The sequence below is a fragment of the Variovorax brevis genome (assembly GCF_030317105.1).
In the GTDB taxonomy this organism is placed as follows: domain Bacteria; phylum Pseudomonadota; class Gammaproteobacteria; order Burkholderiales; family Burkholderiaceae_C; genus Variovorax; species Variovorax brevis.
Map to the genome: position 1 here is coordinate 266,310 of NZ_JASZYG010000003.1, position 13,410 is coordinate 279,719.

General features: G+C 65.8%; 5 protein-coding genes. All 5 read left to right on the forward strand.

Going from position 1 to position 13,410, the window contains the following annotated elements:
* Positions 1-11: 11 nt before the first annotated feature.
* From treS to treY, 5 genes are read left to right on the forward strand one after another with little or no spacing between them, the layout of a single operon-like run.
* The gene (gene treS, locus QTI66_RS10075) at positions 12-3,332 is read left to right on the forward strand and encodes a maltose alpha-D-glucosyltransferase (RefSeq protein WP_286559375.1); all 3,321 of its coding nucleotides are present in this window, start codon (positions 12-14) and stop codon (positions 3,330-3,332) included.
* A 25-nt stretch (positions 3,333-3,357) separates the two neighbouring features.
* Complete coding sequence (locus tag QTI66_RS10080) at positions 3,358-4,152, forward strand: mechanosensitive ion channel family protein (protein ID WP_286559376.1); 795 nt, start codon at positions 3,358-3,360, stop codon at positions 4,150-4,152.
* Positions 4,149-6,281, forward strand: coding sequence for a glycogen debranching protein GlgX (gene glgX, locus QTI66_RS10085; protein ID WP_286559377.1), 2,133 nt, complete (start codon positions 4,149-4,151; stop codon positions 6,279-6,281). Before QTI66_RS10080 ends, glgX begins: the two co-directional genes overlap by 4 nt.
* A complete protein-coding gene (treZ, locus tag QTI66_RS10090; protein WP_286559378.1) occupies positions 6,278-8,134 on the forward strand; it encodes a malto-oligosyltrehalose trehalohydrolase in 1,857 nt (618 codons plus the stop codon). The genes glgX and treZ overlap by 4 nt, the downstream gene beginning before the upstream one ends.
* A complete protein-coding gene (treY, locus tag QTI66_RS10095; protein WP_286559379.1) occupies positions 8,127-13,025 on the forward strand; it encodes a malto-oligosyltrehalose synthase in 4,899 nt (1,632 codons plus the stop codon). Before treZ ends, treY begins: the two co-directional genes overlap by 8 nt.
* Positions 13,026-13,410: the final 385 nt, after the last annotated feature.

Below are 13,410 nucleotides of genomic sequence, written 5' to 3' on the forward strand. Positions count from 1 at the left end.
GCCGATCCACCATGAACGCCCCACTGCCCCGCCTTGCGCTCGAGACCACCGAGATCGACACCGCGGGGGATCCGACCTGGTACCGCGATGCGGTGATCTACCAGCTCAACGTGAAGGCCTTCTTCGACTCCAACGGCGATGGCGTCGGCGACTTCAAGGGCGTGGCCGAGAAGCTCGACTACGTGAAGGACCTGGGCGTCAACACCATCTGGCTGATGCCCTTCTATCCGTCGCCCCTGCGCGACGACGGCTACGACATCTCCGAATACGAAGACGTGCACCCGCAGTACGGATCGCTGCAGGACTTTCGCGACATGCTGGAGCAGGCGCACAAGCGCGAGCTGCGCGTGATCACCGAACTGGTCATCAACCACACCTCGGACCAGCATCCGTGGTTCCAGGCGGCACGCAAGGCAGCTGCCGGATCGCCGGAGCGCGACTTCTACGTGTGGAGCGACACCGACCAGCTCTACCAGGGCACGCGCATCATCTTCACCGACACGGAGAAGTCGAACTGGACGTGGGACCCGGTCGCCAAGGCCTACTTCTGGCATCGCTTCTTCAGCCATCAGCCGGACCTGAACTTCGACAACCCGGCCGTGCTCGAAGCCGTGTTTCGCACCATGCGCTTCTGGCTCGACATGGGCGTGGACGGCTTCCGGCTCGACGCGATTCCCTACCTGATCGAGCGCGACGGCACGACCAACGAGAACCTGCCCGAGACGCACGTCGTCATCAAGCGGTTGCGCGCCGCCATCGACGCGAATTACGAGAACCGCTTCCTGCTGGCCGAAGCCAACATGTGGCCCGAAGACGTGCGCGAGTACTTCGGCGAAGGCGACGAATGCCACATGGCGTACCACTTCCCGCTGATGCCGCGCATGTACATGGCCATCGCACAGGAAGACCGCGACCCGATCATCGAGATCCTGCAGCAGACGCCCGACATTCCCGACGGCTGCCAGTGGGCCATCTTCCTGCGCAACCACGACGAGCTCACGCTGGAGATGGTGACCAACCGCGAGCGCGATTACATGTACACGACCTATGCGGCCGACATGCAGGCGCGCATCAACCTGGGCATTCGCCGCAGGCTCGCACCGCTGATGGAGAACAACAAGGATTCCATCAAGCTGATGAACAGCATGCTGCTGTCGATGCCGGGCTCGCCCATCATCTACTACGGCGATGAACTGGGCATGGGCGACAACGTGTTCGTGGGCGACCGCAACGGCGTGCGCACACCGATGCAATGGAGTCCCGACCGCAACGCCGGTTTCTCGCGCGCCGATCCGCAGCGCCTTTACCTGCAGCCCATCATGGATGCGATGTACGGCTACGAAGCGCTCAACGTCGAAGCGCAGTTGCGCGACAAGAGCTCGCTGCTGCACTGGACGCGCCGCATGCTCGCGGTGCGCAAGACCAGCCGGGCCTTCGGACGCGGGCGCCGCACCTTCCTGAAGCCCGGCAATCGCAAGATCCTCGCCTACCTGAGCGAGCATGGCGAAGACATCATCCTCTCGGTCTTCAACCTCTCGCGCGCCGCGCAGCCGGTGGAGCTCGACCTGTCGATGTACAAGGGCCGGGTTCCGGTGGAGATGCTGGGCCGCACTTCCTTTCCGCCGATCGGCGAACTGCCTTACATGCTGACGCTGCCCTCGCACGGCTTCTACTGGTTCAAGCTGACCCATGAAGCGCCGATGCCCAGCTGGCACCAGGAAAGCGTCGCGCTGCAGGACCGGCCGGTGCTGGTGCTCTTCGACGGCTGGACGAGCCTGTTCAAGGAAAAGGTCGTGCCGTGGCGCATCGGCTTTGCCGATCGACTGCGCACGCAGTTCGAAACCGATACGCTGCCGCCGCACATCGAGGCGCAGCGATGGTTCGCCTACAAGGGCTCCACGATCTCGCGCGCACGGGTCATCGACCACGCCGTTTTCGAGGCCGATGGCCACAGCTGGATGTTGCCGCTGCTGGGCCTGGAAGGCACGCCCGAACCGGCCAACTATTTCATGCCACTGGCCCTCGCGTGGGAAGACCATGAAGAAGAGCGGATGAAGAGCCTGCAACAGGCGGCCATCGCCAAGATCCGCCAGCAGGCCAACGTCGGCGTGATGGGCGATGCCTTCTTCGACGAATCCTTCTGCCGCGCGGTGGTGCAGGCCATCCTTCGCGGCGCAACGCTGCCCACCTCGCGCGGCAAGCTGCACTTCCGCGCGACGGACATCGCGCGCCATCTCGACGCGGCAGAGGTCGACGCCATGCCTGTGAGCCGCCCCACGCCGCTCAGCAGCAACACCGTCGTGATGCTGGATGAAACGCTGTTCCTCAAGGGCTATCGCCAGATTCGTCCCGGGGTGAATCCGGAACTGGAAATGGGCCGCTTCCTGACCGAAGACGCCGGCTTTGCCAACAGCGTTCCGGTGGTGGGCGCCATCGAATACCTTGGCAACGACGGCACCGTGATGACACTCGCGCTGCTGCAAGCCTATGTGCCCAACCAGGGCGACGGCTGGAGCTATACGCTGGACTACCTCGAACGCTATCTGGGCGAGATTCGCGACACCGACGGCGAGCCGCGCGTCGATCCGCATGGCGCATTTCTTGCACTGATCCGTGTTCTTGGACAACGCACCGCCGAGTTGCACAACGCGCTCGCCAAGCGCACGGGCAATGCGGCCTTCGATCCTGAACCCATGACGCAGGAAGAGTTGCTATCGGTCCGCGACCACGTGCGCTCGGAAGGCCAGGCCACGCTGGCACGCCTGCGCAGCAGCGCAGCCGGCTTGCCCGCCGCGTCGCACGACGACGCGGCACGCCTGCTCGAGAGCACCGGCGTCATCGACCACTTCATCGATGCGATGCGCTTCAGCACTGCGTCGGGCCAGCGCACGCGCTACCACGGCGACTACCACTTGGGGCAAGTGCTGGTGGCACGCAATGATTTCGTCATCATCGACTTCGAAGGCGAGCCCGCGCGGCCACTGGAAGAGCGGCGTGCCAAGCATTCGCCGCTGCGCGACGTGGCCGGCATGCTGCGCTCTTTTGACTACGCACGCTGGAGCGCCTTGCGCAGGGCGGCGCAGAATGCGGATGAACTCAAGCGCCTGGGCGCGGCGGCTGAGGACTGGCAAGCACAGACCATCTCCGCGTTCCTGGACGCCTACACCGCAACGCTGGCACCGGCCGCAGGCGCGGTGGATTCGCAACTGCTCGCGCTCTTCGAACTCGAAAAGGCTTTCTACGAGCTTCGCTACGAACTGAACAACCGGCCCGATTGGGTGTCCGTTCCGCTGCAGGGCATCCTGTCCCTGATCGACCGCGCTTCGCGCTGACATAACGAATTGAGGGAGATCCTTCATGGACAGCCTTTCCATCCACCTGGAGCCCCTGCGCGCCTTCCTGTACCAGGTCGGCGCCTACATTCCGCGGCTGCTCTTTGCGGCGCTGGTCGTCATTGGCGGCTGGCTCATCGCCAAGGTGGTGCGCTTTGCGGTGATCCGCGCCTTGCGCGCCATCAACTTCCACGTGCTGACCGAACGCGCCGGCATCGACAGCTTCTTGCGCCAGGGCGGCATGGTGTCGGATGCGACGGTGGTCTTCGGCGTGCTCGCCTACTGGCTGGTGATCCTGGCCTCGCTCATCATCGCCTTCAACGGCATGGGGCTGAGCTACGTCACGGACCTGCTCGGGCGCGTGATGTGGTTCGTGCCCAATGTCTTCGTGGCCTTGCTGATCCTGGCCTTTGGCGCCTACTTCGCGAAGTTCGTGGGCGATGCCGTCACCACCTATGGCCGCAATGCCGGCATGCAGGACGCGCTGCTGCTGGGCAAGGTGGCGCAGTACGCGATCCTGCTCTTCGTCGTGCTCATTGCGCTGGACCAGATCAAAGTCGGCGGCGACATCGTGCGCCAGAGCTTCCTCATTATCCTGGGCGGGGTGGTGTTCGCGCTTGCCCTGGCCTTCGGGCTGGCTGGAAAGGAATGGGCCGCCGAACGCATCGAGGAGTGGTGGCCGCACGGCGGTCCCCGGCGCAAGGCGCGCGGCCTGAATCCGCTGGATAGCGTTCGACGCGACACACCGCCTCCGCCGACACGGGTCGGCGGCGCCGTGTGGCCGAGTCGGCCCGCCGATCAGGACCGGGCGCATCCGTGACGCGGCGCGTCCACCTTGCACTCGACGCTGTCTGGCCCGGCCGCCCCTATCCCCTGGGGGCGACCTGGGACGGCGAGGGGGTGAACTTCGCCATCTTTTCCAAGCACGCCGAAGGCGCCGAGCTGTGCATCTTCGACGACAAGGGCCGTCATGAGCGGCAACGCATCACCTTGCGTGAACGAACCAACGACGTGTGGCACTGCTACTTGCCGCAGGCACGGCCCGGCATGGCCTACGGCTATCGCATCCACGGCAAGTACAAGCCCGAGGAAGGCCACCGCTTCAACCCGCACAAGCTGCTGCTGGACCCGTACGCCAAGGACCTGGTGGGCGAACTGCGCTGGAGCGATGCGCTCTACGGCTATTCCGTGGGCAGCAAGCGGCAGGACCTGTCCTTCGACCGCCGCGACAGCGCCGCCTTCATGCCCAAGAGCCGCGTTCTGGAACCCGCCTTCACCTGGGGCGAGGACCGTCGCCCCGAAGTGCCGTGGCAGGACATGGTGATCTACGAATTGCACGTGCGCGGCTTCACGATGCAGCACCCCGGCGTGCCGGAGCATTTGCGCGGCACCTACGCGGCACTGGGCTGCTCGCCCGTCATCGACTACCTGCAGCGCCTGGGCGTGACGACCATCGAGTTGCTGCCCGTCCACGCCTTTCTGAACGACCGGCACCTGGCGGAAAAGGGGCTGCAGAACTACTGGGGCTACAACACGCTGGGCTACTTTGCACCGGAGGTGCGCTACAGCGCCTCGGGCAAGGTCAAGGAATTCAAGACCATGGTCAAGAGCCTGCACTCCGCAGGCATTGAAGTCATCCTCGACGTGGTCTACAACCATACCTGCGAAGGCAACCAGCTCGGCCCCACGCTGTCGATGCGCGGGGTCGACAACTCCTCCTACTACATCGTGAACGCGGAGCATCGCCGCTACTACGACGACTTCACCGGTTGCGGCAACACCGTCAACCTGGAATCGCCGCGTGCGCTGCAGCTCGTGATGGACTCGCTGCGCTACTGGGCCGACGAGATGCACGTGGACGGCTTTCGCTTCGACCTTGCATCGGCACTGGCGCGCGAGGCGGGCAAGGTCGAGAACCTGGGCAGCTTCTTTGCCGCCATCCGGCAGGACCCGACGCTCAACAAGGTCAAGCTCATCGCCGAGCCCTGGGACCTTGGCTACGGCGGCTACCAGGTCGGCAACTTTCCGCCCGGCTGGGCCGAATGGAACGACCGCTATCGCGACGGCGCCCGCGGTTTCTGGAAAGGTGACGCCGGCGTGGTGGGCGACCTGGCGCACCGCCTGGCGGGCTCGCAGGACCTGTACGGCTGGTCCGGCAAGGGCCCGCACGCGAGCATCAATTTCATCACCGCGCACGACGGGTTCACGCTCAACGACCTCGTCTCGTACAACGACAAGCACAACGAGGCCAACGGCGAGGACAACCGGGACGGCAACAGCAACAACCTCTCGTGGAACTGCGGCGCCGAGGGGCCGACGGACGATGCGGAAATCAACGCGCTGCGCGAGCGGCAAAAGCGCAACCTGCTGGCCACGCTGGTGCTGTCGCAAGGCGTGCCCATGCTGCTGGCGGGCGACGAGCGCAGCAACTCGCAGCAGGGCAACAACAATGTTTATTGCCAAGACAACGAAACCGCATGGCTCGACTGGTCGCCCGACCCCAAGGCCGATTCGCTGCACGACTTCGTGGCGCAGTTGATCCATCTTCGGCGGCAACATCCGTCGTTCAGGCGCCGCACCTTCTTCCGCGGTCAGGCGCCCGATGCGAACGCGGACAAGGACGTGATCTGGCTGCGACCCGACGGCGAGGAAATGACGCCCTCCGATTGGGGCGAGCATGTGCGCTGCCTCGGCATGCTGTTCTCCGGCACCGGCCTGGTCGACGTCGGCCCGCGCGGCGAATCGCAGCGTGACGACGACTTCCTGCTGCTGCTCAACGCCCACCACGACGCCCTGCCCTTCCTGATGCCGCCGCGGACGCGCACGACATGGATGCGGCTGGTGGACACCGCCCTCAACGGAACACCTCCCGCCGAATTTGCCGAGCCAATGTATCCGCTGCAGGGCCGCTCCCTCACGCTGCTTCGCGGCACGCTGGACCCGCCATGAAGCACACCATGCCTTTCGGCGCAGAGCTGCAGGAAGGCGGCGGCGTGCGTTTCGCACTGTGGGCGCCCGCCGTGCGAAAAGTCGTGCTCGAATGGCGGCGCGGCGATGGCGACTGGCATGACGTCGCCATGCATCCCGATCCCGATGGCTGGTACGAATCCACGGTGGACGAGGCGCGCGCCGGCGACACCTACCGATTCCGCTTGCCTGACGGCCTGCAGGTGCCGGACCCCGCATCGCGCGCCAATCCACAGGACGTGCATGGGCCGAGCGAGGTGATCGACCCGCTGGCGTTCACTTGGCAACACACGCAGTGGAAGGGCCGCCCGTGGGAAGAGGCGGTCATCTACGAAATGCACGTCGGCACCTTCACGCCGGAGGGCACCTTTGCTGCCGCGCAGGCACGTCTGGAAGAGTTGGCGGCCGTGGGCATCACCGCCATCGAACTCATGCCGGTTGCCGACTTTCCGGGCCGTCGCAATTGGGGCTATGACGGCGTGCTGCCCTTTGCGCCTGATGCAGGCTACGGCACGCCGGCGCAACTCAAGGGCCTTGTCGATGCCGCCCACGGCGCGGGCCTGATGGTGCTGCTGGACGTGGTCTACAACCACTTCGGGCCGGAGGGAAATTACCTCCATGCCTACTGCCCGCAGTTCTTCAACCCGGCGCACCAGACGCCATGGGGCGCTGCCATCAATTTCGACGGCGAGGATTCGCGCACGGTGCGTGACTTCTTCATCCACAACGCGCTGTACTGGATCGAGGAATATGGCTTCGACGGCCTGCGCATGGATGCCGTGCACGCCATTCGCGACGACTCTGCCTTGCACATCGTCGAGGAGATCTGCACCGTGCTCAAGAACGGTCCCGGCCTGCAGCGACACATCCACGTGGTGCTGGAAAACGACCTGAACGAATCGCGTCGCCTGGCGCGCGAAACAGACGGTCATCCCCTGGTGGCGACGGCGCAATGGAACGACGACCTGCATCACGCGGCGCACGTTCTTCTGACGGGCGAGACGGACGGCTACTACGCCGACTACGCCGACAAGCCGCTCGAACGCCTCGGGCTCGCGCTGGCACGTGGCTTCGTCTATGCCGGCGAGCCGTCGGCCTTCCGGAACGGTGAGGCGCGCGGCGAGCCCTGCGACGGTTTGCCGCTCAGCGCCTTCGTGTCCTTCATGCAGACGCACGACCAGATCGGCAACCGTGCCTTTGGCGAACGCATCGACGCGCTCGCCGATCCGGCGATGCTGCTGGCGGCCCGTGCCTGCGTGCTGCTGTCGCCGCACACGCCGATGCTTTTCATGGGCGAGGAGTTCGCGGCGTCGACGCCATTCGAATACTTCTGTGACTTCGGGCCTGAACTGGCAGCGGCGGTCGCCGACGGCCGGCGTGCGGAATTCGCACGCTTCGCCGCATTCGCCGATCCCGGCGTGCGCGCCTGCATTGCGGATCCGAATGGTGAGTCGGCCTTCTTGGCATCGAAACTCCTTTGGGACGAACGATTGCAAGCGCCGCACGGCGAGGTGCTTCGCGAAACGATCGCGCTCCTGAAGACACGGCGTGATGAGATCGTTCCGCGACTCGGCGGCGGCGCCACCGTGCAGCAATGGCGATGCGAAGGCGATACCCTGTGGATCACCTGGCGATTGGTGTCGCGCGACACGCCGACCACTGCCTGGCTGCTGCACGTCGTCGCCAACTTCGGCGCCAGCGAACTGAGCAGCGCGCGTCCGCTGGGACGTGAGATCCACGCCATCCGCGGCATGCAAGGCGACGACAGTGTGGTCGCCCTGCACCTGCCCCCAGGCGGCGTGTTCGCCACGCTGCAGGAAGCGCCTGATGCGTGACGAGGGCGCGCAGCCGGCCGGCGAGGCGCCCTCCGACGACGATCTGCTGCGCCAGTGCGAGCGCTTCGGCATCGACACGGAATATCACGACATCTGGGGCGAGCGGCACGTCGTGTCCGCCGCTTCGCTGCGCGCATTGCTTCGTGAGACCGGACATGACGCGCAAAGCACGTCGCAAAAAGCATACCCTGCCCTTCCGCCCATCGTGTTCCTGAAGGAGGGAACGACTTCCTTCACCATCGGCGCATGGCTGCCCGCGGAAATGTCCCGCATCCAGTGGCGCCTTGTGGAGGAAGACGGCGAGGTTCATGCCGGTGTGATGGAGACCGGCCAGTTCACGCGCTCCGAACCCCATCCGGTCAACGGCGCGATGGTCGCGCTTTTCGACTTGAGCATTTCCGTGGCGCTGCCGCAGGGCTATCACCGCCTCGACGTTGACGGCGCGCCGGGCGACACCCTTGTCGTGTGCGCGCCCCAGCGGTGCTACGAGCCACCGTCGCTGGCTTCGCAAGGGCGGCTGTGGGGCATCGCCCTGCAGCTCTACGGCCTGCGCTCCGGGCGAAACTGGGGCATCGGCGATTTCACCGACCTCGCGGCCTTCGCGGCACAGGCCGCGAGCCGCGGCGCGAGCGTGATAGGCCTCAATCCGCTGCACGCCCTCTTTCCTCACAACCCCTCGCACGCCAGCCCCTACAGCCCATCCTCACGCGCGCAACTCAATGTGCTGTACGTCGACGTGGAGGCCGTTCCCGACTTCCAGGATTGCGACGAGGCACGCACGCTGGTGCGCTCGAGCGCATTCCAGGCGCGCCTTGTCGCACTGCGTGCCGCGCCGCTGGTGGACTACCCCGGCGTTGCCGCGGCCAAGCATGAAGTGCTGGCGCTTCTGCACACCCGCTTCCTTCGCCGGTCCGAGAACGATCCCGAGGTCTTGGCATTCCGGCAATTCCAGTTGCAAGGTGGCGATGCCTTGCACCAGCACGCCGTGTTCGAAGCCGTGCAATCGCACCTGCACCAGGCTGACCCGCAGGTCTGGGGATGGCCGATGTGGCCGCAGGCCTTGCGTGAGCCGTCGAGCGCGCAGTTGTCCCGCTTCATCGACGACAACGCGCAGCGCATCGCCTTCTTCGAATACCTGCAGTGGCAAGCCGCACGCCAGCTCGAAAGCGTCGGCGCGCAATGCCGGGCACAGGGCATGTCCATCGGGCTGTACCTCGACCTTGCGGTGTCGGTCGACCGCGGCGGCTCCGACACCTGGCGGCACCAGGACACCTTCGCGCTGGGCGCCAGCGTCGGCGCACCGCCGGATTTCCACAACCGCGACGGGCAGGACTGGGGCCTGCCGCCCCTGCGCCCGGACCGCCTGCGAGAAAGCCGCTACGCCGTCTTCATCGAAGCGCTGCGCGCCAACATGCGCGGCGCCGGCGCACTGCGCATCGACCACGTGATGATGCTGATGCGCCTGTTCTGGATTCCGCCGGGGGGCAAGGCCCGCGATGGTGCCTATTTGCACTACCCCTACGAGGATCTGTTCGCCATCCTCGCGCTCGAAAGCTGCCGCCAGCGCTGCCTCGTGGTGGGCGAGGACCTTGGCACCGTCCCCGACGCGATGCGCGAGGCCATGCGCCGCTTTGGCGTGCTGTCGTACCGGCTGCTGTACTTCGAACACGACGATGCCGGCAACTTCCGCGCACCGGCCGACTTCCCGCGCGATGCGGTCGTGGCGGTCAGCACGCACGACCTGCCCACGCTGGCTGGCTGGTGGTCCGGCGCCGACCTGCACTCGCGCCTGGACCTCGGGCTCTACGCGCAAGCAGACGCCTTCGAACTCCAGCGCAACGAGCGGGATGCCGAACGCCCGCGCCTGCTCGCCGCACTGCGCCAGCATGTGCCGCAGGCCACCGACGTCCCGACCGAAACGCTCCTGCACGAGCGCCTGACACCGGGACTGGCCGCGGCGGTACACGGCTACCTCGCTGCCACGCCGTCGAGCATCGTGATGGTCCAGCTCGAAGACATGCTCGCCCAGCCGTGGCAGGCGAACATTCCGGGAACCACCGTGGAGCATCCCAACTGGCAGCGCAAGTACACGCTCGACGTGCAGGCCATGTGGCGCGCACCGCTGACGCGGCAGTTGAGCACCACCATCGCCCGCGTCCGGCCCCGCGCCGACTCGCCAGCCGCCGCGCTTGACGACAGCCGACCACGCACCCGGATTCCGCGCGCCACCTACCGCCTGCAATTGCACAAGGGATTCACTTTCGACGACGCCGTGCGTGTCGTGCCCTACCTGGCGCAGTTGGGCATCAGCCATGTGTACTGCTCCCCCATCCACCGCGCACGGCCGGGCAGCATGCATGGCTACGACGTCGTCGCGCATGACGAGATCAACTCCGAACTCGGCGGGATGCCGGCCTTCGAGCGCTTCACGCTGGCGCTGCAGGCCCATGGCATGGGTCAGCTCATCGACCTCGTGCCCAACCACATGGGCGTGCTCGGAGGCGACAACCCGTGGTGGAACGACGTGCTGGAAAAAGGCATGGACTCTGCGTACGCCAACCACTTCGACATCGATTGGCATAGCGCCACGCCGGGGCTGGCGGGCAAGGTTCTGCTGCCGGTGCTGGGTGACCACTACGGGGAGGTGCTGGCGCGCGGAGAACTGCGGTTGCAATGGGATGCGTCCGTGCCCAGGCCGCTCGTGCAGTACTTCGAGCACTTCTTCCCCGTCGCGGCGCATACGCTCCCGGACGCGCTGCGCCATGCCAACGCCGACGATCCCCAGGCCATCGCCAACGCGCTGGCGCCTTTCGACGGAACCGAAGGCCGCGACGCGCTGCACGCGCTGCTCGAAGCGCAGGCCTACCGACTGGCCTACTGGCGCGCCGCGGCCGACGAGATCAACTACCGCCGCTTCTTCGATGTCAATGAACTCGCCGCCTTGCGGACCGAGCGCGAGGACGTGTTCGAAGCGACGCACGCGCTCGCGCTCGACCTTGCAGCGCGTGGCTGGGTCGAGGGGCTGCGCATCGACCATCCCGATGGCTTGCAAGACCCCGCTGCGTACTTCGAGCGGCTGCAGCAAGGCTATGCATCGCGCGTGCGCGCGGCGACTTGGGGATTCGACACCCTCGACGCCGCGGGCCGGCCGCTGTACGTCGTGGCCGAGAAGATCGCTTCGTCCAACGAAGACGTTCCGCAGTCGTGGGCCGTGCATGGCACGACCGGCTACCGATTCGCCAACGTCGCCAACGGCGTGCTGCTGGACCACCGCGCGGCCGAGCGCATCACCGACACCTGGAAGGCGTTCACTGGCAACGACCAGGACTTTGCACAGATCGTCTACGAGGCCAAGCTCAACGTCGCCCGCGGCACGCTGGCGTCGGACCTTGAAGTGCTGGCCACTGCGCTGCTGAACATCGCCAAGAGCGACCGCCGCACGCGGGACCACACGCTCAACACCTTGCGCGACGTGATTGCGGCGGTGGCCGCCAGCCTTGGCGTCTATCGAACGTACAACGGCGACGACGCGACCGCGCAGGACAAGCGGCTGGTGGCCGAAGCCATCGACGCGACGCGCGAGCGGCTTCAGTTGCCGGACCCAAGCGTGTTCGATTTCGTGCAGGACGCACTGCTGGGGCAAGCAGCGCCCGGCGCGGAGCCTGCGCTGCAATCGGCCGTGCGCCAGTTCGCGCGACGCTTCCAGCAATACAGCGCGCCCGTCGCCGCCAAGGGTGTGGAAGACACCGCCTTCTATCGCTACTTTCCCCTGAGTTCCCTCAACGAAGTGGGCGGCGAGCCGGACCGCATCGGCATGACGGTCGAGCAGTTCCATGAGGCCAGCGACGACCGGCAGCGCCGCTGGCCGCAGACCATGCTCGCGTCCTCCACGCACGACAACAAGCGCTCGGAAGACGTCCGCCTGCGCATCGACGTGCTGTCGGAAATGCCCGGCATGTGGGAAGACGCGTTGCGCGGGTGGAAGTCTCTCAACGCCCCCCTGCGGGGCGCCGTGTCCGCCACGCACGAATACCTGCTCTACCAGACCCTGCTCGGCACACTGCCGGCCGGGCCCATGACCGCCGATGAATCGCAGGCCTATGCGCAGCGAATCGTGCAGTACATGCACAAGGCCGCGCGCGAAGGCAAGATCGGCACCAGCTGGACCCGTCCCGAAGCCGACTACGAAAACGCGCTCGAGCAATTCATTCAAGGCCTGCTGGCACCCGGACAGGGCAACGCTTTCCTGCAGGCGTTGCAGGCGCTCGCAGCACGCCTGGACCGCTATGGTGCGCTGAACGGCCTGAGCCTGGCGCTGCTCAAGTTCACGTCACCCGGCGTGCCCGACATCTATCAGGGCTGCGAGCTGATCGACCGAAGCCTGGTCGATCCCGACAACCGCCGGGCGGTGGACTTCGATGAACGCCAAGACGCCCTGCAATCGCTGCAAACCTTGCACGACACGCAAGAGGTGGAAGGCGCGGTACACACGCTGGTCGCCACCGCAACGAACGGCCGCGCCAAGCTGTGGACCATCTGGCGCCTGCTCGCATTGCGATCGCGCTTGCCGGCGATGTTGCGCGAAGGAAGCTATGAACCCCTTGAAGTGCTCGGCGCACGGCGCGAACATCTCCTGGCATTCCTGCGTCGTCATGAGGGTTACGCGCTGATCGTCGTGGTGGTGCGCCTGTTTGCCACCTTCGAGAAAAAGCACGGCGCGATGAGCGCCTCAAGCTGGAAAGATACCCGCGTGGTCTTGCCTGCTGATCTCGATGAGCGCCTTTGCGAAGACCAGATCACCACCACACGCTACAAGCTCGCACGGGAGATCCACGCAGCCGATGTTCTCGGGGTCTACCCGGGCGCGGTCCTCGTCCTTGCGACCTGCTAATTGCCTCGCACCACAGCCTTCGCGCAGGTGAACGCAACTCCAGCACTGCGACCAGGCGTCGTGGGCGTCGGCGCCTCCTGCTTCTTCGCGGCCGCTGGCGCGCGAACCAGAACAAAGGGAATCGGATCGCGGTCGGGTCGTGGCAGCGGAATGGGCATGGCGTTCTCCATTTCTTGTTGGATGCCATGAAGACTCGCTCCAGCGCCACGATGGCGGTGTAGGCAGCTGTCGCGCCGCGCTGTTGCAAATTGCAATGCGTTCAATAGGCCCAATCCCACACGCCTCAAGAGGGCTGCGCCCATGCCTGAAATAAATTGGCACCAAATGGTGCGGGCGACTGCCGTCAACGAGGCCGCGAAGGTGCGAACTTTTCAATGCATAAAAC

Bases quoted from the DNA above. Each gene is read 5' to 3' on its own strand.
- QTI66_RS10080 (WP_286559376.1), top strand. From the start codon at position 3,358: ATGGACAGCCTTTCCATCCACCTGGAGCCCCTGCGCGCCTTCCTGTAC.
- treY (WP_286559379.1), top strand. From the start codon at position 8,127: ATGCGTGACGAGGGCGCGCAGCCGGCCGGCGAGGCGCCCTCCGACGAC.
- treZ (WP_286559378.1), top strand. From the start codon at position 6,278: ATGAAGCACACCATGCCTTTCGGCGCAGAGCTGCAGGAAGGCGGCGGC.
- treS (WP_286559375.1), top strand. From the start codon at position 12: ATGAACGCCCCACTGCCCCGCCTTGCGCTCGAGACCACCGAGATCGAC.